General features: G+C 70.1%; 20 protein-coding genes and 3 pseudogenes. 13 read left to right on the top strand and 10 right to left on the bottom strand.

The features are described from left to right. Window positions 1–147: 147 nt before the first annotated feature. The 3 genes from ACIGXO_RS25865 to ACIGXO_RS25855 form a co-directional block, all read right to left on the bottom strand. On the bottom strand, window positions 148–936 hold the full coding sequence (locus ACIGXO_RS25865; protein ID WP_399791411.1) for an SDR family NAD(P)-dependent oxidoreductase: 789 nt from the start codon (window positions 934–936) through the stop codon (window positions 148–150). Window positions 937–1166: 230 nt separating this feature from the next. Continuing rightward, window positions 1167–1838: a hypothetical protein gene (locus tag ACIGXO_RS25860; RefSeq protein WP_399791571.1), complete on the bottom strand. Its 672-nt coding sequence runs from the start codon at window positions 1836–1838 to the stop codon at window positions 1167–1169. 38 nt (window positions 1839–1876) lie between these two features. After that, window positions 1877–2365: an HIT family protein gene (locus ACIGXO_RS25855; protein ID WP_399791408.1), complete on the bottom strand. Its 489-nt coding sequence runs from the start codon at window positions 2363–2365 to the stop codon at window positions 1877–1879. A gap of 141 nt (window positions 2366–2506) precedes the next feature. Between ACIGXO_RS25855 and ACIGXO_RS25850 the strand changes: the two are divergent. Continuing rightward, window positions 2507–3270, top strand: a pseudogene (locus ACIGXO_RS25850) (transposase family protein). 103 nt (window positions 3271–3373) lie between these two features. Here ACIGXO_RS25850 and ACIGXO_RS25845 read toward each other — a convergent pair. Further along, entirely contained in the window at window positions 3374–3973 is a 600-nt protein-coding gene (locus ACIGXO_RS25845) for a LysE family translocator (RefSeq protein ID WP_399791569.1), read from the bottom strand. Window positions 3974–4699: 726 nt separating this feature from the next. Here ACIGXO_RS25845 and ACIGXO_RS25840 point away from each other — a divergent pair. The 7 genes and pseudogenes from ACIGXO_RS25840 (at window position 4700) to helR (ending at window position 11268) form a co-directional block, all read left to right on the top strand. Next, a complete protein-coding gene (locus tag ACIGXO_RS25840; RefSeq protein WP_399791405.1) occupies window positions 4700–5299 on the top strand; it encodes a chitin binding peritrophin-A domain-containing protein in 600 nt (199 codons plus the stop codon). Window positions 5300–5923: 624 nt separating this feature from the next. Beyond that, window positions 5924–6634, top strand: a complete 711-nt coding sequence (locus ACIGXO_RS25835) for a hypothetical protein (protein ID WP_399791402.1) — start codon at window positions 5924–5926, stop codon at window positions 6632–6634. Window positions 6635–6636: 2 nt separating this feature from the next. After that, on the top strand, window positions 6637–7209 hold the full coding sequence (locus tag ACIGXO_RS25830; protein WP_399791399.1) for a phage holin family protein: 573 nt from the start codon (window positions 6637–6639) through the stop codon (window positions 7207–7209). Continuing rightward, the gene (locus tag ACIGXO_RS25825) at window positions 7185–7847 is read left to right on the top strand and encodes a DUF3618 domain-containing protein (protein WP_399791396.1); all 663 of its coding nucleotides are present in this window, start codon (window positions 7185–7187) and stop codon (window positions 7845–7847) included. Before ACIGXO_RS25830 ends, ACIGXO_RS25825 begins: the two co-directional genes overlap by 25 nt. A 221-nt stretch (window positions 7848–8068) precedes the next feature. Further along, window positions 8069–8293, top strand: a pseudogene (locus tag ACIGXO_RS25820) (ArsR/SmtB family transcription factor); the annotation flags it as partial. A 186-nt stretch (window positions 8294–8479) separates the two neighbouring features. Beyond that, window positions 8480–8896, top strand: coding sequence for a tellurite resistance TerB family protein (locus ACIGXO_RS25815; RefSeq protein WP_399791567.1), 417 nt, complete (start codon window positions 8480–8482; stop codon window positions 8894–8896). A 179-nt stretch (window positions 8897–9075) separates the two neighbouring features. Then, entirely contained in the window at window positions 9076–11268 is a 2193-nt protein-coding gene (gene helR, locus ACIGXO_RS25810; protein ID WP_399791393.1) for an RNA polymerase recycling motor ATPase HelR, read from the top strand. A gap of 12 nt (window positions 11269–11280) precedes the next feature. On the opposite strand, the gene ACIGXO_RS25805 is transcribed toward helR, so the two are convergent. Beyond that, entirely contained in the window at window positions 11281–12537 is a 1257-nt protein-coding gene (locus ACIGXO_RS25805; protein WP_399791390.1) for an acyl-CoA dehydrogenase family protein, read from the bottom strand. Window positions 12538–12554: 17 nt separating this feature from the next. After that, a complete protein-coding gene (locus ACIGXO_RS25800) occupies window positions 12555–14126 on the bottom strand; it encodes a class I adenylate-forming enzyme family protein (RefSeq protein WP_399791387.1) in 1572 nt (523 codons plus the stop codon). A 170-nt stretch (window positions 14127–14296) separates the two neighbouring features. On the opposite strand from ACIGXO_RS25800, the gene ACIGXO_RS25795 reads away from it, so the two are divergent. Then, complete coding sequence (locus tag ACIGXO_RS25795) at window positions 14297–14893, top strand: TetR/AcrR family transcriptional regulator (protein WP_399791384.1); 597 nt, start codon at window positions 14297–14299, stop codon at window positions 14891–14893. Window positions 14894–14976: 83 nt separating this feature from the next. Then, on the top strand, window positions 14977–15408 hold the full coding sequence (locus ACIGXO_RS25790; protein WP_399791381.1) for a hypothetical protein: 432 nt from the start codon (window positions 14977–14979) through the stop codon (window positions 15406–15408). Between the two features lie 35 nt (window positions 15409–15443). On the opposite strand, the gene ACIGXO_RS25785 is transcribed toward ACIGXO_RS25790, so the two are convergent. Both ACIGXO_RS25785 and ACIGXO_RS25780 read right to left on the bottom strand, forming a co-directional pair. After that, window positions 15444–16214 (bottom strand): ANTAR domain-containing response regulator, encoded by a 771-nt coding sequence (locus ACIGXO_RS25785; protein WP_399791378.1) that lies wholly within the window; start codon window positions 16212–16214, stop codon window positions 15444–15446. A 55-nt stretch (window positions 16215–16269) separates the two neighbouring features. After that, window positions 16270–16965: an ANTAR domain-containing protein gene (locus tag ACIGXO_RS25780; RefSeq protein ID WP_399791375.1), complete on the bottom strand. Its 696-nt coding sequence runs from the start codon at window positions 16963–16965 to the stop codon at window positions 16270–16272. 188 nt (window positions 16966–17153) lie between these two features. Here ACIGXO_RS25780 and ACIGXO_RS25775 point away from each other — a divergent pair. Further along, window positions 17154–17309: pseudogene (locus tag ACIGXO_RS25775) on the top strand (phosphodiesterase); the annotation flags it as partial. Here the strand turns inward: ACIGXO_RS25775 and ACIGXO_RS25770 are convergent. Further along, window positions 17291–17920 (bottom strand): TetR/AcrR family transcriptional regulator, encoded by a 630-nt coding sequence (locus ACIGXO_RS25770; RefSeq protein ID WP_399791372.1) that lies wholly within the window; start codon window positions 17918–17920, stop codon window positions 17291–17293. The pseudogene ACIGXO_RS25775 and the gene ACIGXO_RS25770 sit on opposite strands and share 19 nt — an antisense overlap. Before the next feature lie 126 nt (window positions 17921–18046). Here ACIGXO_RS25770 and ACIGXO_RS25765 point away from each other — a divergent pair, with 126 nt between their 5' ends. Then, window positions 18047–18961 carry an alpha/beta fold hydrolase gene (locus ACIGXO_RS25765; protein WP_399791369.1) on the top strand — a complete coding sequence of 305 codons (915 nt, stop codon included), beginning with the start codon at window positions 18047–18049 and terminating at the stop codon, window positions 18959–18961. On the opposite strand, the gene ACIGXO_RS25760 is transcribed toward ACIGXO_RS25765, so the two are convergent. After that, window positions 18942–20189, bottom strand: a complete 1248-nt coding sequence (locus ACIGXO_RS25760) for an ROK family protein (RefSeq protein WP_399791366.1) — start codon at window positions 20187–20189, stop codon at window positions 18942–18944. The two genes, ACIGXO_RS25765 and ACIGXO_RS25760, sit on opposite strands and share 20 nt — an antisense overlap. A 141-nt stretch (window positions 20190–20330) precedes the next feature. Here ACIGXO_RS25760 and ACIGXO_RS25755 point away from each other — a divergent pair, with 141 nt between their 5' ends. Then, on the top strand, window positions 20331–21647 hold the full coding sequence (locus tag ACIGXO_RS25755; RefSeq protein ID WP_399791363.1) for an ABC transporter substrate-binding protein: 1317 nt from the start codon (window positions 20331–20333) through the stop codon (window positions 21645–21647). Window positions 21648–21657: the final 10 nt, after the last annotated feature.

Here is a 21657-nt window from a genome sequence, read left to right as displayed (position 1 = left end):
CGTTCCACTTCGGCGTGTAGCCGGAGTGAAGCGACGCCCGCACCTCATGCATCCGGCCGGCCCACCCACGACCCGCGCACGCTCCTGAACTCGGCGAACTCGGCGAACTCGGACTGGACTGGGCATAGGAACTGGGCTCGCAAGGTCTCAGACCGCAAAGCCACCGTCCACCGCCAGCTCCGCGCCCGTGACGTATCGGGCGCCCTCGCCGACCAGGTACGAAACAGCGTCCGCGACCTCCGCCGCCGTGCCGTAGCGGCCGAGCGCGGTGAAGCCGCGCTGGAAGTCGGCGGAATCGCCGTCGCCCGGGTTCATGTCAGTGTCGATCGGGCCCGGGTGGACCAGGTTGACGGTGACTCCGCGCGGGCCGAGCTCCCGGGCCATGCCCTTGGTGAAGCCGATCAGTGCGGCCTTGCTGGTCGCGTAGAGCGCGCTGCCGCCGAAGGCCACGCGCTGGGCGATGCAGCTGCCGATGTTCACGATCCGCCCGCCCTCGGCCAGGTGCTCCACCGCCGCCTGGGCGTAGAGGTAGGGCGCGCGAACGTTCACCGCAAACACCCGGTCGATCTGGTCGAGGCCCACCGCCTCGATCGGCCCGACGGCGCCCACACCCGCGTTGTTCACCAGGATGTCCAGCCGCCCGAACCGCTCGACTACCGCCGCCACCGCTCCGTGCACGGCCCCCGGGTCGGCGCTGTCCGCCCGGACGGCCCAACCGGTCCGCCCCATCGCGGTGATCTTGGCGACCACCTCTTCGGCCAACTCGGTCGAGCCCTGGTAGGTCAGCGCCACGTCTGCCCCGTCCTCGGCCAGCCGCAGCGAGACAGCCGCCCCGATCCCCCGGCTGCCACCGGTCACCAGCGCCACCTTGCCATCGAGCGCCGTCGCGCCGTTCATCGTCATCTCCGCAGAACTCCTTGCTCCGGTCTCGGACATGACTCCATCGTCGACCGCAACGCCCTGCGGTTCCGGCGGTATTCAGACGTAGCGTTCAATATTCAACGATGGCGCCGTAGACCCTGGTAGCACGGACCGACCGCGGCTGCCCAGCACCGCGCGCCGCGCTCATGCACCCCGGCTCAACGGTCACAGCGCTGCCGTCGCCGCCACAGCCCGGCCGAATTAGGCGGCCTGCCGGATCGGATCGGTGGCGACCTGACGGTCGGCTAAGGGAGTGGTGAAAGCCGTCCAGAGCGAAGCCGCCGGGGACGGCGCGGCGGATCCGGGTGACCTCGCAGAACGCCTGGTGCCCTACTTCGGCCAGACCGGCCCGCCGGTCGTCGTGGTTGCCGGTGCTGGCGAAACTGCGAGTGCGGTTGACTGAGTGCGCGCCTGCGGCTTTCACCTCGGTTGGGGCCAAGTTGGCGCTTTGAACGCTGCATCGAGGCCGAGAGATCGCAACGCTCGCGAGTGAGAAGTTGCTCTGAGAGTGCTCGCTGAGAGCTCAAGCAGCGAGCGTGAAAGTATCGCGAGGCGTCCTGAGAGTCGATGCAGCTTGCGTGCGCTATCTGAATACCGACGGTCGCCCCCTGCGCCTTGACGAAGTCGGTGATCCGACGGAACGCCGCGACCTGGGTGTCGTTCCACAGCCCCAGGTCATACGGACTGATCCGGCCCTCGGGGCTCACGGCCGTGGCCTCGGTAACGATCAGGCCGGTCCCGCCGACAGCACGCGCCGCCAGGTGCTGGAAGTGCCAGTCGTTGGGCGCCCCCTGCTCGGGGCCCTCCGGCGCCGCCGAGTACTGGCACATCGCGGCCATCCACAGACGGTTCGGAATGGTCAGCTGCCGGAGAGTGATCGGCTCGACCAGTGCGCTGGGATCCCACGTTTGCTGCAGGGAGCCTTTGCCAACCTAACGTTGAGGCCGCACGGTGATCAGCTGTGGTGTTCGGCGCTGCTGTCGGTGATCGCTCGGAACAGCTCGCGAGCCCGCTCGCAGAACTGCTCGACCTCCGTGATGTCCGGCTCGTCACCGTCGGCCAGCATCCGGGCCTGGAGCTGCTCGGAGCGCAGCCCGCCGTAGCGAGCCCGCACATCGGCGGTCACCGGCTGGACCGCGATGTGCAGGTGCTTGCGCGCATCACGGCCATGTGACCACATGCAGACGTAGGTCTGCTCGGGCCGGCACAACGTCTCCACGACACGAGCGGTATCGCGTAGCAAGGGGCCGAGTTCCGCCGCCGCTGTGTCGTCGAGTTCGGCGATGGCCACGACGTGCTCTCGTGGACCGACGATCAAGGTGCCGAGATTCATCGGTCCGACGACGTGGTTCACCACCCATGCAGCGGTCTCATGCAGGACACCCCCGGGCAGCTCCCGGCGCCCGGTCAGAAGGTCGCACCCAAGACACCCCGTCACATCCACGCGCACGAGCCTATACAGAACCCGCAGCGATGATGCCGACGGCCAACTTGGCTGATGAATCCACCGGTTGGCCTGCGCACGCGGTGAAGCTCCTGATAGGCGGGTTCACGACCAAGATCGCCTGTACACCAGGAGCTTCGTGTGCTTGTCTACCCCTCTGCCCTCGGCCTTTCCACCCGGCATCTGCGGTTCCTGGCCGACCGGTTGGCCGCGCATCGGGCGGCGCGCGGGACTCGGTGGCGTCGGCTGTCCGCCGGCCGCCAAGCGCTGCTGGTGCCGGCACACCTGCGCCCGGGGCACACCTACGCGCAGCTCGCGGCCGGGTTCGAGGTGGGCATGAGCACGGTGTACCGCTACCTCACGGAAGCCGTCGGACTGCTCGCGGCGCGGGCGCCCGACCTCGCCACAGCGGTGGCGGCCGCCTCGGCCAAGGCGTGCGTGATCCTGGACGGGACGCTGCTGCCGATCGGCCGGATCGCCGCCGACCGGCCCTTCTCTTCCGGCAAACACACGAGGCACAGCATGAACGTCCAGGTCATCGCCGTTCCACAGGGGAAGCTGCTGTGGACCTCGTCCGCCCTGCCCGGCGTCGTGCACGGCATCAAGACCGCCCGAACCCACGGCATCATCAACGCCCTCACCGAGGCGGGCCTGGCCTGCTGGGGGACAAGGGTTACCAGGGCGCGGGCGGCACCGTGCGGGTCCCCTTCCGCGGCCGGTGGGACCGGCTCTCGGCGGGTCAACGCGCGGTCAACGCCGCGCACGCCAGTATCCGGGCCCTCGGCGAGCGGGCCATAGCAACCTTGAAGACCTGGCGCCTGCTGCGGAAACTTCGCTGCAGCACCACTCGAATCACCAGCCGCGTCCAAGCCGTCCTCGCCCTCCACCTGACCTGCTCAGAATGAGGTTGGCAACGGCTCAGGGACTCGCTCACGGATAGGCCATCGCTCGCCGGGCGCACCTCTCGCCCCAGGCCCTCGAACGGTTACGGGGCCGAGGCGTACAGGCTCAGCTCGCCGTTGCGGTGCGTATTCCCAGGCCGACCAGTACGGCTCCCGCCAGCCGGCTCATCCCGCGTCGGAAGCGGGGCGTGTCGATTGCCGTGCGCGCCGCGGCGACCACCGACGTCCAGAACAACAGCCACACCAACACGACGGCCACATGCACGACTGCGAGCGTCGCGATCTGTGGCGCGACGGAACGGTGGGAGGTGAGGAACTGCGGTACCAGGGAGAGATAGACCGATGCTGCCTTCGGGTTGAGGATGTTGGACCACAGCCCCTGACCGAAGCCCCCGAGCTGAGTCCACGGCAAGCGCCATCGCCTCCGCACCACCCGTTTGACGCCTCGACGCGTCGAGCGCCACATGGTCATGCCCAGCCAGATGAGGTACACGCCGCCGAGGAGCTTGATCACCGTCAGTGCCTGAGCCGACGACATCACCAGGGCCGACAGGCCGATCGCCGCGAACGCCGCGTGTACCAAGAGCCCGCACGCTGAGCCGAATGCGGCGCGAACGCCGTCGGCCCGTGAGCCTTCGATCACCTGCTGCGTCACGAGAGTGAAGCTGGTGCCGGGGATCAATGTGAGGGGTGTGACTGCGGCCACAAAGGCGAGTACTTGATGCCACTGCACACCACGAGCCTAGGCATCGGGCGTGTGCGAAGCCACTGGTTCCCCCGTCCCGTTCGGCCGGGCGGATCGGGAGGCCGACCGGGCCACATCGACTCGAAGATGGGGCGGCCTGGATCCACCACTGCCCCGATATAGCGTCACGCAGTACGAAGGCTTTGGGGCTGCCGGTCGAATGATGCAGGCGGAATACAACGGTGCGAGGATCCCCGTCGTGCGCTATGCGAGTGCCGACGATGTCGCCTTCGGACGAACCGATGGTCCTGTGTCCCTCGTTGACCACCCTTCATTGTTCACCGCGTATCGGGTCGAAGGAATAACGACCGCCCCACCGGACGGCCGCAGCCGTCAACCCTCGTCAGGCGGATGACGTCGGCGTTCGCGATCAGGGGGCAGGTCACGGACCTTCCAACACGGTGTGTTGGTCCGCCCCGCCCACAACCAGCGGCGTTCGTGCGTCGAGTCTATGCGCGAGGGGCTTGCTGCTCAGGGGGTGGCACTCGTGTGAGTGACCGCCGAACACGTCAGTCTCGAACTGTGGCGCCAGGTGCGATCCACCGCCGTAGGGCATAGGCCGACCTTCCTGCCAGCGGCGTTGTCCACCTATTGCCAAGAAGGACCGGCCCGCGGATGCCAGGGTTCGGCCAGTGGCTCTCATGTGCCCCTTGTATGGCATCGGCCCCAGCCACGAATGTGCCGCACATGAAAATCACACGTGCTCTGGCCGCCCTGGGGCTCACGGTCGCGGCCTGCGTCCTACCGAGCCAAGCCGCCTCCGCCGACCCGATCACGGAATGCGCCGGTAACCCGCCTGGCGAAAGTCTTCTTGAGCCGTACCCCGACGATCCGCGCTGGTTCATTCACTGTGACGGCAGGAGGGCCTACGTCAAGGAGTGTCCCGCGGGATTGGTCTGGAGCGCCGTGCCGCAGAGGTGCGAGTGGCCCGAGAACGCAGGGGTGCAGTTACCCGTCGACTACGCCCTCACCGCCGGCACCGCCAGGCTCGACGGGGCCAGCAGGACCGTCAGGAACCTGAGCGCCACCCTCGACCCCGGCCTGAAGGGCGAAAAAATCACCTTCACCACCGCCGATGGAACGGTGCTGTGCACCGCCATCACCCACACCGTCCAAGGCGACAACGCCAAGGGACCGAGCATGGCCAAGTGCGACAGCCGCCCCGGCCTCCTCCTCCCCGTTGACGCTCTGCTACGCGGTTATCGCGCCAACTACGCCGGAAACACCGTCTCGGACGTGCCCCTCGCCGAACCGGGCAGCGCCATCGGCGCCGTACGTCTCCTGTAAAACGCCGGCGCGCTTCATCGCAACCCCCTGTGCATGGACGAGGGCGGGCTCGGCCCCGCATACCGCCCGAAGGCCGGGGATCATTTCTCGCCCGGCGCATCGAGACCCCCGACACATCGCGCGGCCTTGCGGGTCGGCGCGGTCCGGGTGGGCGGCTACAAACGGTCGTACTCGGAGATGACCGGTGGCGGCTACGCTCCTGCGGTCCCGGGCGGACCCGTGGCGTAGCCGGGCTGGCGCAGTTCACCGAGTCCGGACACGTCCACTGCTCGGTCAGGACACCTGACGCCCGAATTCGCGAGGGGGTCCGCGCCGGGCTCCTGCCTGGCAGGAGGACCGGTGAGGCCCGGGCGGTTCGCCGGCCCGCCGCCACGCCCGGTACCCGGCGTACGCGCCTTTCTCGCACTGCGTTCTTGCCGTCGCCTTCCGGCCGTAGCTCCGCGGTGCCGTGCGGTGTTCCGATCAGGGGCAGGGGTACCCGCCGACCGATTCGAACGCCAGCTTCGAACGTCAGCGAATCCTGAGGGAGGAGCCATGGCTCGAACCGAAGGGCACCGCCCGTCACCTGAGCAGGCGTCAGGCGCCGGCGGCACGGCCCGGCAGGATGCCCAGCATGGTGCGCGAGTGGCGCAGGAGAAGGGGCAGGAGGTAGCGGGCACGGCCCGCGAAGGCGCGGCGGAGGTCGTCAAGGAGACCACCGCGCAGGGCCGGTACCTGTACGAGAAGGCCAGGGACCAGGCGGCCGGTGAGACCGGGGCCCAGGTCCGGCGGATGGCAGTCGGCCTGCGCCGCATCGCCGACGATCTGCGGCACATGAGCGACGAGGCCAAGCCCGACTCGCCCGCCGCGTCCCTGGTGCGGCAGGCGGCGGACCGCGGACAACTGCTCGCCGACCGCCTCGAACGCCAGGGCCCCGACGAGCTGCTGAACGAGGTGAAGGACTTCGCGCGGCGTCGCCCCGGCCTGTTCCTGGCCGGCGCGGCACTGGCCGGCTTCGCCGTGTCGCGCGTCGGGCGGGGCATCGGCAGCGCCGCGAGCACGCCGTCCGGGGCCGCCGGTGAAGAACGCCCGTCAGTGCCTGCGACCAGTCCGTCAGTACCTGCGTCCAGTCCGTCAATGCCTGCGTCCAGTCCGTCGGCGGGCACGGTCCCGCCGACCGGGTACGAGGCGGAGGCGTCCCAGTCCGTGCAGGGGGAGCCCTCGCAGCAGCCGCCGGACCGCCCGCTCACGACTCCGGGTCCGCCGCCGCGGCCGCCGGAGGACGTGCCGCCCGTCCAGCCGCCGCCCGGCACGGCATCGCCGCGGGGCACCCGGCGGCCCGGTGAGGAGTGGTGACCGTGGCCCAGCGACGCCCCGGACGGCCGGGGACGCCTCGGTCCGATGACGCCGAGCAGCGCGACCCGCGGCTCGGTACTGCGGCAGACCGCGGTACTGCGGCAGACCGCGCCACCCGGCCGGATACCCGGCCCGGCACCTCGGCCGAGCCCGGGCCCGAGACCGGCGGCACCGGGCCGCCCGCCACGGAACGCGATGCGTCGTCCTCGGTGGGCGAACTGATCAGCGATGTCACCAGCGACCTGGCACGGCTGGTCGGCAACGAGTTCGCGCTCGCCAAGGCGGAGCTCAAGGAAGAGGGTACGAAGGCGGGCCGGGCCGCCGGCATGTACGGCGGTGCGGGTTACGCCGCCGGCCTCGCGCTGCTCCTGGCCAGCCTGGCGGCCGTCTACGGTCTCGGGCACGTCATCGACCTCGCCTGGGCCGCCTTGGTGATGGCCGCCGTGTGGGCGGTCGCCGGCGCGGCCCTCTACGCGGTCGGCCGCAAGCGGATGCGTTCCGTGCAGCCGACGCCCGAACGGGCGAAGGAGTCCCTCAGGGAGGACGTGAAATGGGCACGACACCCGACGAGCTGAGGCAGGAAGCCGACGCCACCCGCACGCACCTCACGCAGACCGTGGACCAGCTGGCCGACAAGGTGAGCCCGCCGCGGGTGGCCCGCCGGAAGGCCGGGGCCGCGCGCGACCGGCTCAGCACGATCAAGGACAAGGTGATGGGCACGTCCGGGCCCGGCGGCCCGAACGTGGGCGAGAAAGTGCGCGGCGCTACGGAACAGCTGACCCAGCAGGCCAAGGAGATGCCCGAGCGCCTCGGGGACCAGGCCCAGCAGGCACCCGCGCGGATCCGTGAGCAGACCCAGGGCAGTCCGCTGGCCGCCGGACTGATCGCGTTCGGGGCCGGCATGCTCACCGGCGCATTGTTCCCGGCGACCCAGGTGGAGGAGCGCATGGGGCGGGAGGTCCGCGACCGCTCCGAGGACCTGGTGCAGCCGCTGAAGGAGACGGCGCAGGAGGCCGCCCAGAACGTACGCGAGCAGCTGCGCGAACCGGCCCGTCAGGCCGCATCGGCCGTACAGGAAACCGCCCAGGAGGCCGGCCGGTCCACCAAGGAGCAGGCCAAGGAGTCGGGCCGGGAGGCCGGCGAAGAAATCCGCCGCACCGGCCGCCACACCACCGGCGAACGCGAACCCCGCCACGACCCCGAAGTCCCGTAACCACGCTCCCCAACGAACCAACCGCTCGACGACGGAGGCCACGGCCCTTGGGGCCGGGGCCTCCGGCCCGTACCGGGGCCGGCCCCTCTCCGCGACCGCGACCAGGACCGGGAGCAGGGCGGCTTTGGTGCTGTGAGAGGGTGAATGCTTCTACGCGGCTGTCGATCGAGGCGTCAGCGCAGTGGCCGGAGGTGATCGTGAGCAGGGTGCAGGAGACACCGATGGACGAGGAGACGGTGGTCTTCCTCAAAGCACTGGCGAGCGAGACCCGTCAGCGGATGCTGGCGCACTTCTCGGGCGCCGGCGAACTCAGTGCCGGGGAGATAGCCGAGCGGAACGGCCTGAGCCCCTCCACCGCCTCCGAGCATCTGCGTCTGCTCCATCGCGGCGGTCTGGTCGACGCCCGCAAGGAAGGGAAGCAGATCTACTACCGGGTCGCCGGCGCCTCCCTGGACCAGCACCTCGCCGCGCTGCGGGAGTACCTCGACCACTGCCGGCTGCCGGCCGCCCTTCCGGTCGGTGCCGACGCGGGCGCCGACGCCTGCGCTGAGGCCGGGGCCAATGGCCATGAACGCGAGCGCAGTCGTGCGCGTACGGCTGTCTGGGGGCGCCTCAAGGCGTCCGCGGCGGCGATGCAGGCCCAACTCGCCTCACGCAAGCAAGAATTGCGGAGCGGTGCGTTTCGCGACGCGAGCATGGCCATGTGTGCGCTGGTCGCCGCCGCCGACGGCATCATCGACCCCGCCGAGCAGGTCCGGGTCGCTCAACTCATCACCCACAACGAGGTACTGCAGAATTTCGCCGCGGACGACCTGCAGCGCCGCTTCGAGGACAACCTCGACCGGCTGGCCCTCAATTTCGAGCGCGGGAAGACCACCGTCCTGCACGAGGTCGGCAAGGCGAGGAAGAAGCCCACCGAAGCCCGCGCCGTCATCCAGATCGGCATCATCATCGGCGGCGCCGACGGCGCCTTCATCGAGAGTGAACAGACCGTCGTCCGCGAAGCGTGTCATGCACTCGGGCTGGACCCGCAGGATTTCGGCCTCTGAGACCACCCTCTGAGAGTGGTCACAGAGAGTGGTTTCTAAAAGGGGCGCCCAGAAGGGGCGCCTAATAGAGAAAGGCAAGGAGGTTTATTCACTCCTTGCCACTCTTAACTTATAGCGTACTGGGGGGCTTGCGGCAAGGCCCCGGCCGTCGGGCAGAATCGCGGACCGGAGTTGATGCCATGAACCCCCTGACCAGCAGCGCGTTCGACCTTCCCGAGCGCCTGTCTCCCAAATCCGACCCGGCGCTGATCGCCGGCGATGAGAAGCATTTCGCGGCCATTTCCGAGTGCCTTGAGCAAACGATCGCCGAACTTTCCGACCGCCTCGATACCGAACGCAGGGCGCCCGGCGGAATCGGCCGGGCCGCGATGGACCGGGATGCGGAGATTCACCGGCTGACCGGCCGTCTGCGCGCACTGCGCCGCTTCGGACTGGATCTGTGCCTGGGACACATCGTCCGTACGGACAGTCCCGAGCCCGTCTACATCGGACGTCTCGGCCTCACCGACAGCACGACGGGCCGTCGGCTGTTGCTCGACTGGCGCTCCCCCGCGGCCGAGCCGTTCTTCGCGGCGACCCACGCCCACCCGATGGGGCTGGCGAGCCGCCGCAGGTACCGCTGGACCCGCGGCCGGATCAGCGACTACTGGGACGAGGTGTTCACCGCCGACGGGCTCGAGGGGCACGCCGCGCTCGATGACCAGTCCGCGTTCATCGCCAGCCTGGGCAGCAACCGGTCGGACCGGATGCGCGACGTGCTCGGCACCATCCAGGCCGACCAGGACGCCGTCATCCGGGCGGGCTCGCGCGGCGCTCTCGTCGTCGACGGTGGCCCGGGTACGGGCAAGACCGTCGTCGCCCTGCACCGCGCCGCCCATCTCCTGTACTCCGACCCCCGCCTCGGTCACCGTCGGGGCGGCGTACTGTTCGTCGGTCCGAGCCGGCCCTACCTGGCGTACGTCGCCGATGTGCTGCCCAGCCTCGGCGAGGAGGGCGTCCAGACCTGTACTCTGCGCGACCTCGTCACCGAGGGAGCGGATGCGGCGATCGAGACCGACCCGGACGTGGCCCTTCTCAAGTCGTCAGCGGACCTGGTGAAGGCGATCGAACCGGCCGTCGCCCTCTACGAGGAGCCGCCCGCCGAAGGGATGACGGTCTCGACCCACTGGTCCGACCTCTGGCTGAGCGCCGAGGATTGGGCGGCGGCGTTCGACGCGGTGGAGCCGGGTACGCCGCACAACGAGGCCCGTGACCAGATCCGCGAGGAGCTGCTCACGATTCTGCTGGACAAGCACGAGGCGGAGGGGGACAGTGGCGCCTCGCCCGAGCTGGTCAGAAGGTCGTTGCTGCAGGACCGGGAGCTGATCAGGGCCCTCCACCGGGCGTGGCCGATGCTCGACGCGGGTGAGCTCGTCGGAGATCTGTGGTCGGTACCCGCCTACCTGCGTAAATGCGCTCCCTGGCTCAGCGTCGATGACGTGCGCAAGCTGCAGCGCGCGGACGCCCAGGCGTGGACGGTGTCCGACCTGCCGCTGCTGGACGCGGCGCGGCAGCGGCTCGGCGACGCGGAGGCGTCCGTACGCAAGCGCCGGCACGACGCCGCCGTCGCCGCCGAACGTGCGCGCAGGGCGGACGTCATGGACAGCCTGCTGCAGAACGTGGTGATCGACGAGAGCGAAGGCGCGCTGGGGATGCTGCGCGGGCAGGACCTGCAGGACACCCTGATCGACGAGAGCGCGCTGCCCGGTACCGAACCGGACCTCCTCGCCGGCCCGTTCGCGCACATCATCGTGGACGAGGCGCAGGAACTGACCGACGCCGAGTGGCAGATGCTGCTGCAGCGCTGTCCGTCCCGGAGCTTCACCATTGTCGGCGACCGGGCCCAGGCCAGGCACGGGTTCACGGAGTCGTGGCAGGAAAGGCTGGCGCGGGTCGGGCTCGACCGGATCACCGTGGCCTCCCTGAGCATCAACTACCGCACGCCGGAGGAGGTCATGGCGGAGGCCGAGCCGGCCATCCGCGCGGTACTCCCGGACGCCAATGTGCCGACGTCCATCCGCAGTAGCGGAATTCCCGTCGTACATGGGTCTGTTGCGGATCTGGACTCGGTCCTTGATGCGTGGCTCGCCTCGCATGCCGAGGGAATCGCGTGCGTGATTAGTACTGGTGGGATTCAGGGTGACAGCGCCTGGCGGGCGTCGTCATCGCCCCGCGTCCGGTCGCTGACTCCCGAGCTGTCGAAGGGTCTCGAGTTCGATCTGGTCGTCCTCGTCGGCCCGGAGACGTTCGGCGGGGGCATCGAGGGTGCCGTCGACCGCTATGTCGCGATGACCCGGGCAACCCAGCAGCTCGTCGTCCTCACGAGTTCCTGACGTCGGCCACTCTCAGGATGCCAGGTCGCGGGCGATGCCGTTGCGTTGGATTTCTGAGGTGCCGGTCAGGATGCGGAACATCCGCATCTTGCGGAAGAGGTACTCGATCTCGTTGCCCTGGGTGAGTCCTTCCTTGCCGTGGAGCTGGACGGCCTCGTCCAGGAGGCGGAAGGCGGACTCGGCGACGAAGAGCTTGCACATGAATGCCTCGGTGCGCACGTCCTCGCCGCGGTCGAGCGCGGCGAGGGCCGCGTAGGTCATGGAGCGGGCGGCGTAGAAGTCGGTGGCCATGTCGGCGACCTTGTGCTGGATGGCCTGGAGCGCCAGGAGCGGCCGGCCGCCGGCAACCGTGCGGTGGCGGGTGCGGTCGAGGGTGAGGTCCAGGGCCCGGCGCATGGCGCCCAGTGCGGTGGGGCAGTGCAGGAGACGGTTGACGGTGACGCGGCCGAGCGCGATCCGCAGGCCCTGGCCCTCCTCCCCCAGCAGGTTCTCGGCGGGCACCCGGCAGTTCTCCAGGACGATGTCGCTCTCGATGTGCTCACCGGACATCGGGGTGGCACCGTCCAGGACCCGGCAGCCGGGAGTGTCCAGGTCGAGGAGGAAGGCGGAGAAGCGTGGCTTGTCGCTCTCGCCCTCAGCGGTACCGGAGCCGGTGCTGGTACCCGTGTTGATACCGGTGTTGATACCGGTGTTGATATCGGTGTTGGTATCGGCCATGCGGGCGACGACGAGGGCGAAGTCCGCGAACGGGCCCGCGGAGGAGAAGACCTTGTGGCCGTTGAGGACGTAGCCGTCGCCGTCCCGTTGGGCGGTGGTGCGCATGGACCGTACGTCGGAGCCCGCGTCGGTCTCGGTGAGCGAGAAGCAGCAGGCGCGCTCCGCGCGGACCACGGGCAGGAAGTAGGTCTTCAGCTGGTACTCGGTGGCGTACCGCAGGATGTCACCGGCGCGCAGCGGGCCGCCCATGTCACCGAGGACGCTGTGGCCCAGTACCCGGCCGCTCGCGCCGACTTCCTCCTTCAGCGCGGCCAGTTGGGTATGGGTGAGGTCCTGACCGCCGTACTTCTTCGGCAAGTGGATGCCGTAGAAGCCCAGTTCGCGGCTGCGCTGCCATACGGGCTGTAGATCGGCACGGGTCAGGCGACTGGCCCGGGTGATGCCCCTGTCGTGTTCGTACGCGGCAAGTTCGCCGTCCAGGTAGTCGCGCAGTCTGTCGACGAGCGGGGCGAGGTGCGGGTCGGTGCAGGTGGGGCGCAGAGAAAAGGTCATCGGCCGTTGTTTCCTTGTCAGTTCACGCGGCGGGCGGTGTCGGCCCAGAACGGTTCGCGCACGGCCTTGCGGTCGAGCTTGCCGTTGCGGTTGTGGGGCAGTTCGGGGACGAACTCCACGGAGCGGGGCTTCTTGTACCGGTCGAGGCGCTCGGCGCAGAACTCGATCAGTTCGGCCGGCGTGACGGCGCGCCCCTCGTGGGCCACGACCACGGCCTTGACGGCCTCGCCCCACCGCTCGTCCGGCACGCCGACCACGCATGCCTCCCGCACGGCGGGGTGTTCGTAGAGGGCGGCCTCGACCTCGGTGCAGTAGATGTTGAAGCCACCGGAGATGATCATGTCTTTCTTGCGGTCGACGAGGAAGAGATAGCCGTCCTCGCGCATCCATGCCAGGTCACCGGTGTGCACCCAGCCGTCCTTGAACGTCTCGGCGGACAGCTCCGGTTCCTGCCAGTACTCGCGCACGCAGTCGGGGCCGCGCACGATCACCTCGCCGACCTCGCGCGGCCCCAGCTCGCGGCCGGCCTCGTCCACGACGCGCAGCTCGGTGTCGTACGCGGCGCGGCCGCACGACTGCAGCAGTTCGGGGTCCTCGGTGACGGCGCGGGCGATGTCCTGGCCGGTCAGGCCCGCGACGACACTGGTGGTCTCGCCGAGACCGTAGCCCTGCGCGACGATCGGCCCGAACAGGGCGACCGCTTCGCGCAGGCGTTGCGGCGCGATCGGCGCGCCGCCGATGCGGACGCTGGTGAGACTGGAGAGGTCCCGGTCGGCGGCCCCGGGGTGCGCGAGCACCATGGTGAGCATCGCCGGTACGAGGAAGGTGGCGGTGATGCGCTCCTTCTCCACGGTGTCCAGGAACGCCTCGGGGCTCCAGGCCGGCAGGACGTGGGTGGTGGAGCCGCCGAAGACGCCGGCGAGGAGCCCCATTCCGGTGGCGTGGGTGAGGGGGCCGCAGGCCAGGTAGCGGGTGCCGGGGCGGGGCCGGGACTCGTCGCTCATCAGCTGCTTGCGCATATTGGCCAGCCGGTTGCCGAAGGTCTGCACGGCGGCCTTCAGCGCGCCGGTCGAGCCCGAGGTGAAGTTGAGGACGCATGGCTCGTCCTCGTCGACCTCGATGGCGACCGCGACCGGATCTCCGGTGCCTTCGGCGAGGAGATCGGGGTACGCGATGACCGCCGGGTCGGCGCCCGGTACGTCATCGAGCGGTACGGGCAGGCAGTCCGTGCCCGCCGCGGCGATCGCGGCCAGCGCGTCCGCGCGGTGCGCGGCGTCGAAGACCAGGACGCGTACCGGGGCGTAGCGCAGGATGTGGGTGATCTCGCCGCGTCCCAGCCGGGCGTTGACCGGCGCCCGCATCAGCCCCGCCTTGTACAGGGCGAACTCGATCTCCACCAGCTCCCCCCGATTCCAGGCGAGGGAGGCGACCGCGTCGCCGGGACGCAGGCCCCGACCGATCAGCGCGGCGGCCAACTGGTTGGCGCCGCGCTCGAGTTGCCGGTAACTCCAGATGCGCTCGCCGCATACCAACGCGGGATCGTCGGGCCAGTACCGGGCGCTGCGGGTGAGGTAGGTGCCGAGGTTCAAGGGGTTCTCCAGAGCCGAGCGACAGAATCAAGCCGCAGAGTCGAGCCACAGAATCGAGCTGCAGAATCGACATGTTGAATGTTTCGAGACAGCTTGTTCAGTAACTTATTGGCTGTCAAGGCTCGCGTAGACTCCGCAGGAGCGAGACGGCAGAACGAGAAGGGGATGTGATGGCCGAGGACAGGCGCACCCGTCGCACCCGGCGGGCCTTGCGCACCGCGCTGGTGGAACTGGTGCTGGAGCGCGGCTTCAGCGCGCTCACCGTGGAGGACATCACCGAGCGCGCCGATGTCGGCCGGGCCACCTTCTACAGCCACTTCCGGGACCGGGAAGACCTCTTCGCGCGCGTGACGGCCGGCCTGCTGGAGGACCTGTCGGAACGGCTTCGCCCCGTCATGGCCGAGAGTCCCGTCGGCTTCACCGGCAAACCCGTACTGGAGATGCTCCGGCACGCCCGCGAGGAACGCGATGCCTACCGGATCGTGCTGCGGGGCGAGGGGGACGGCCGGCCGCTCCAGATGTTCACGGACGCGATCGCCAAGGCCACCGCCGAGGAATTCCGGGACCGTGCCGAGCGCAACGGCGTCGAGCCGAGAATCGACCCCACCCTCCTCGCGCGCGTCTGGGTGGGCGAGCAGATTGCGGTACTGCGCTGGTGGGTGGAGCACGAGACGCCACCGATGCCGGTCGAGGACGTCGTCCGTATGCTGCTCGACCTCGGCCTGCACGGCCGTTACTGGGCCAGCGGCTTCAACCCTCCGGCCTGAACCCCTACGAGGAGCGGGCCCGAACCCATGCGAGGAGCCGGCGTGAATCCCAGCGAGGAGCCAGCGTGAAACGGCGCGTAGGAATGACGGTATCGGTGGCGGCTCTGGGGCTGCTCACCGCGTGCGGGGGCGCCACCGGTGACACCCACCCCTGCACCCTGAAGGACGCGCCCGCCGGCATCGGCGTCAAGGTCCATCCGGAACTGGCGGGCCGGACGGCCGACGCGACCCTCACGGCCTGCTGGGACGGCACCTGCCGCAAGCGCACACTGCGGCTGCGGGAATCCGGGCCGGACGGACCGGTGGCCTGGCCCGGCTTCGCGCTCGTACGCGACCTGCCCGCGAAGCCGGTACGCGTCACGTTGGTATTCAAGAACCCACGCGGTACCACCGTGCTCGACCGACGGGTCACTGTCACCCCGAAGCCCACCTATCCCAACGGCCCTGACTGCTCACCGGCCGGCAACCAGGCGCGCCTGACGGTCACGGAAGAGGGCGCGTTGATCCCACGCTGACCATGGGCTACGGCGTCCTGGCCCGAGCCCTGGTCCTAGTCCCTGAGCGTGTCCTCATCGCGAGCAATGGAGCCGTTGCTCCCTTGAGACGGGCGGGGTGGGTCGGGGAGTTGCCCGGTGTCGATGATGCTGCGCGCCACCGTGGTGAGCAGGAGGCGATGGTGGCGGGCGTGGCGGCGCATGGTGTCGAAGGCTTGGGTCAGGGAGACCTGGCGCCGGGCGGCGAGGATGCCTTTGGCCTGTTCGATGACGATGCGGCTCTGCAGTGCGGTGTGGAGCTGCTGATTGACGGTCTGGGTGTTCTGGAGGGTACGGGAGTGCAGCAGTCCGATGGTCGCCGCGTCGGCGAATGCCTGGGCGAGCACGAGGTCGGCGGGCGGCAGCGGCTCGGCCGTGGTGCCCAGGAGCAGCAGGGAGCCGAGGGTCTCCTGGCGCAGTCGCATCGGCAGCGCGTGGGCGGTGGTGTACCCGGCCCGGCGGGCGTGAGCGGTGAAGTCGCGCCAGTCGGCGGAGGCGTGTGCGAGGTTGCTGTGGGTGACGGGGGTGGCGGTGCGGTACGCCTCCAGGGCGGGGCCCTGGTGCAGGGCCGCGTCCAGCAGCGTGGCCAGGGCGGGGCTGGGGTCGCAGGGGGCCGGGCTGTGCAGTCTGCTGCCGGGCCAGGCCAGCACTACCGCGGCATCGGTGACGGTGAGGATTTCCTTGCAACGCACCGTCAGCTGGTGCAGGAAGTCGATGATGTCGAAGTCGTCCACGAAGGTATCGGCGAGTTCCACGAAGGTCCGCGCGATCTGTTCTTCCCTGCTCATTCCCATCGCTCCCCATCCTGCCCGCGCCGTGGTCCGCTGCCCCGGTCGGCGGCCGCTACGCCGGCAGTTCCCGCTTGATGATCTCCCGGGCGACGTCCACCAGGGGCCGGCCGGCCGCGAACGCCTGCGCCCTGAGCCGGACCAGTGCCTCGGCCATCGGCACACCGAGCCGCACGCTCAGTACGCCGGTGGCCTGATGCACCTCCACCCGGTGCAGATCGACCGTTCCCGCGGCCCCCGGGCCGTCGTGCGGGGTATTTCTCTGCGGCCGCCACGCAAGCACCTGACCGGCCAGCACATCGGCCACCAGCAAGCCGTCCGCCGCCTGCTGCTCGCTCAACGGCCCAGGAGTGGACCGGTACCCGGTCAGCGTCCCGATAGGCACCGCTCCTACGCGCACCGGCCAGACGAACACCGCCGCGACGCCCAGAGCTTCGGCCTCCAAGGCGAACTGGGGCCATTGTTCGTCGAACAGGCCGCTCACGTCGACCACTTGGTGGGGCACCGCACCGACGTCCCAGTCCGCGGACAGCCCGGGCCCCTCTCCCAAGGTGAACTGGAGGTCCTCCAGCCGGGCGCTGATGTCGTCGCTGAACCACACCAGCTCGTCCCCGCGCCGCAGGGAGACCGCGATGCCTCCCAGCCCCAGCGCACGCGCGCAGCCCTCCGCCCACGCCTGCTTCTCCCCTGAGTCGATCACCGACTCCAGGTCGTCCAGCAGTGCATGCAGCGACAACTGGTTGTTCTCCATGGCTGGACCTCCCGCCGCGAGGCGAGCCGACCCTGCAAGACGGCCTCTTGCCGTGTCAGCAGGCTACTCCCAGGACCCCGCTCCGGAGCCGCCTTACCATGTCCTCTTCACGGGCCCACGGCATATCCCTCCGCCGGAGGAGACAGGGGAATGACGGTGCTGCTGGCACAGATCAGTGATTTACACCTGGACGCCCCCTGATCGTGGGACCGGCCGTCACCTGGACTCTGCGGCTGCCGTGGGAGGGCGACCAGGTCGCCGACTACGACCAGCCGCCCGGCCTCGCCTTCCATGTCCTGGACGGCGACGGGCGCCTGACCACCCATTACCGCGTCGTGCCGTGATCCTCGGCCAGCGGAAGAAAGATCCGGTCCAGGTGGTACGTGAAGATCGCGATGGCGGAGTCCGGGGTGCGCTGGCCGACGAGGATGCTGGTGCCGAGGCCGGCGGACATGGCCAGCAGGCCGACCGCCTCCGACCGGGGGTCCACACCGGGCCGCAGCAGACCTGACTCGTGTGCCTGCTGGAGGAGTCCGTTCAGGGCGGCCTCGGCGGCGTCGGGGTCCTTGATGAACGGCTGGGCCGCGAGCGCCGGGTCGGTCACGGCCAGGACGGCGTAGGAGGTGTAGAGGTGGTGGAAGGTGCGGCTCTCCTCATCGGTGGGCAGCGCCGTCATCAGCAGCGCCTCGATCGTCGCGCGCGGTCCCGGGTGGTCCCCGGCGGCCCGGAGCCCGGCCGCGACCCGCTCGCCGAACCGCTCGGCGAGCCGTTGCAGCCCGAAGAGCAGCAGCTTCTCCTTGGTCTCGAAGTAGTACTGCACCAGCCGCAGCGAAACACCCGCCTCCGCCGCGACGTCGCGCATCCCCACGGCATGCAGTCCGCGCCGGCCCGCGACCCGGACGAGCGCCTCGGCGATCTCGGTCCGCCGTTCTGCGTGATCCACGCGCTTGGGCATCGTCCGGCTCTCCGCTTCTCGTTGACGACTTCTTCTCGTTGACGGCTTCTCCACTTCCTTGATGGTACAGCCGTACCATCATCGTGGTACGTTCGTATCACAACGTTCGACTACCCGGAGGTGGCCGTGCCCGAGACCGTTGCAGTCCGCACCCAGGCCGAGGTCGGCCGCTATGTGAGCGACGCCCGGCGCGACCGCTACTTCGCGGCCTGCGACGCGGTGTACGCGCTGGGCGCCTCCGCGCTGGCCGAGGAGGACGTCGAGACATCGTTTGGGACCACGCATGTCTACCGCTACGGGCCCGCCGACCCGGCAGCCCGTCGCCGCACCCCCGTCGTCCTGGTGCACGGGGCGGGCTCCTGCTCCGCCATGTGGTACCCCAACACCCCCGCGCTCAGCGCCGAGCGGCCGGTCTACGCGATCGACACCCCTGGCGACCCCGGCCGCAGCGTGCAGCGCGCGCCCCTCCACCGGCCCGAACACGCCGCCCAGTGGCTGGACGAGACGCTCGCCGGGCTCGGGCTCGACCGGGTACACCTCGTCGGGTCGTCCTACGGCGGCTGGCTGACCCTGAACCAGGCGCACCGCGGGCCCGGCCGCCTCGCCTCGGTCACGCTGCTCGACCCGGGCGGCCTGGAGAAGGTGGGGCTGCGCTTCTTCGTCTGGATCTTCGCCAGCCTCTTCGCGACCTGCGCGCCGAAGGCGCTGCGGCCACGGCTGGCGGCCTGGCTGGAGCAGCCCGTACTCGTCGTGCCGGAACTCCGCACGATGATCCGGCTCGGCGTCCGCGCCTACCGCATCCGCCGCCCGGCGCCGCTGCCCCTTTCCGAGGCCGAGCTGTCCGGCATCCGCACCCCGCTCTATCTGGTACTCGGCAAGCGCAGCCTGCTCGTGCACCCGCGGCGGCAAGTGGAGCGCGTCCCGCGCCTGATACCGGGCGCCCGGGCCGAGATCATCGTCGGCACCGGGCACGGACCGCAGATCGACCACGCCGAGGAGGTCAACCGTCGGATGCTGCGCTTCATGGACTCCGTCGACTGACCCCTTCCGAAGCCAACGGCCGCTCCGCCGTGGTGAGGAAGCGGTTCAGGGGCAGGGTGGCGGCGCCGACCGTGACCGCGTCCGTGCCGAGGCGGCCGAGTTCGATCGTGGCGCGGGCTGCCGGGTAGCGGAGGGCGTATGCCGCGGTGGCCTCGCGTACGGCGGGCAGCAGGCGGGCGCCGAGGAGGAGTCCGGCCCAGCCGGCCAGCACGATGCGCTCGGGGTTGAAGAGATTGACCAGGTCGGCGATGCCCGCGCCGAGGTACTCGGCGGTCTCCGCCAGGACTTCGGCGGCGGCCGGGTCCTCGGCCGCGAGGAGTGCGGCGAGCGCGGACTCCTCGTCCGCGCCGGGCGCGCGTCCGCCGCCCGCCTCCCGCCACCGTTCCAGTACCGCTTCGGCGCCCACGTACGCCTCCAGGCAGCCGCGGGCGCCGCAGCGGCAGCGGCGGCCGCGCAGTTGCATGGTCGTGTGGCCCCACTCCCCCGCGCCCTGTGCGGCGCCGCCGTACGCGCTCCCGTCGGTGATCACACTGGCGCCGACGCCGGAGCCGATGAGGGCGATGACGGCGTCGCGCGCGCCCCGGCCCGCGCCGAACCACATTTCGGCCTGCCCGAGCGTCCTGGCGCCGTTGGACACGAACAGTGGCGTTGATAGCGGTAGTTGAGCGGTATCGCGGAGGAGTGATTCAAGGGGTACGGCGTCCCAGCCGACCGTTTGGGCGTGTACGACGGCGCCGTCCGCGGCCGGGTCCTCCGCGACGATGCCGGGCACGCCGACGCCGATGCCGAGCAGCGGGCCGTGCGGGACGTCCGCGCGGCACACTTCCGCCAGGCCGTCGACGATGAGGCGTACGACGTGGGTGACGTCGCCGTGGCCGCCGTCCTTCAATGAGTGTTCGGCGCGGGCGAGTTCGGTCATGGTGATGTCGAAGAGTTCAACGCGTATCCGGGTCTCGCCGACGTCCACGCCGATGAGGGAGCCGGCCCTGGGCGGGATGCGCAGCAGGGTGCGTGGGCGGCCGCCGTCGGAGCCGACGGAGCCCGCCTCCTCCAGCAGGCCGTCCGCGAGGAGTTCGGCGGTGACGTTGCTGACGGACGCCGAGCTGAGGCCGGTGTGCGCGGTCAACTCCTGGCGGCTCAGCGGGCCTTCGAAGTACAGCCGGCGCAGCAGTGTCGCGCGGTTGCCGCGGCGCAGATCGCGGACCGTTCTGCGGTGGCGTTCGGGCATGTGGCTCCTTCCCTCCGCCCCAACTTACCGGCGTCCGGCGTCTTGACGGCCACTTCTCTCACTACTTAACTCACGCCTTGAGTTAAGACCGAGCCGCGTTCAGAGCTTTGACGCTCACCTCCCGGAGGGGCCTCAACGACCATGCGCAGATTCCGTATGGCGGCAGCCGCCGCGCTCACCACCGCACTGACCGCCGCCCTGGCCACCGGCTGCGGCGGTGGCAACGCGCCCGGCGGCGCGGCCGGCAACGGCAACCCGAAGGAGCTGACGTACTGGGCGACCAACCAGGGGTCCAGCCTGGAGGCCGACAAGAAGGTGCTCGCGCCCGAGTTGAAGAAGTTCGAGCAGCGGACCGGCATCAAGGTCCATCTGGAGGTCGTGCCCTGGGCCACGCTGCTGGACCGCATCCTCGCCGCGGCCTCCTCCGGCCAGGGGCCCGATGTCCTCAACATCGGCAACACCTGGTCCGCCTCGCTGCAGAAGAGCGGCGCGCTGCTGCCGTTCGACAGCAAGACGTTCGCCGAGGTCGGCGGCAGGGACCGATTCGCGAGCGCGCCGCTGGCCGCGACCGGCGCCCGCGGCAAGGACCCGGCGGCGGTGCCGCTGTACTCCCTGACGTACGCGCTCTACTACAACAAGAAGATGTTCCGGGAGGCCGGGATCGAGCGACCGCCCACCACGTGGGAGGAGCTGGTCGCCGACGGGAAGAAGCTGACCCGGGGCGGCAAGTACGGGCTGGCCGTCGAGGGCGGCAATCCGGTGGAGAACGCCCATCACGCGTTCGTCTTCGGCAAGCAGCACGGTGCCGACTTCTTCGACGCCGCGGGCCGGCCCACCTTCGACCGGCCCGCGAACGTCGCGGCCGTCAAGCAGTACGTCGACCTGCTCGCCGCCGACCGGATCGCCGCGCCGGGCAACGCCGAGTACGCCCAGAACCAGTCCGTGCGGGACTTCGCCACCGGCAAGGCCGGGATGCTGCTGTGGCAGGCCGCGCGCACCTCGCTGCTCGCGCACGGCATGAAGCCGGACGAGTACGGTGTCGCGCCCGTCCCCTTCCGGACCGCCGACGCGTCCGGCCGCCGCAACATCAACTCGATGGTCGCCGGCATCAACATCGGTGTCTTCAAGAACACCGACAACCGCGACGGCGCCCTGAAGTTCGTGAAGTTCATGACCTCGACCGCCGAGCAGAACGTGCTGACCACGAAGTACGGGTCGCTCTCGCCCGTGCTGGCGGCGCAGAAGCACGCACCGCGCACGCCGGACGAGGCCGTACTGCGCGAGGTACTGGCCAAGAGCGCGGAGCCGTTGCCGCAGGTCCCGGACGAGGCGCAGTTCGAGACGCTGGTCGGCGGGGCGATGAAGGAGCTGTTCGCCGACGCCGCCGCGGGCAAGAAGATCACCACGGCGGACGTGCGGGCCCGGCTGACCGCGGCCCAGCAGCAGATGCGGAAGTGAGGCGGCGATG

This window comes from Streptomyces sp. NPDC053542 (genome assembly GCF_044544685.1).
Taxonomy (GTDB): Bacteria; Actinomycetota; Actinomycetes; order Streptomycetales; family Streptomycetaceae; genus Streptomyces.
Note: the sequence above shows the minus strand (reverse complement) of the source record. Positions and strands in the feature narration are given on the sequence as shown.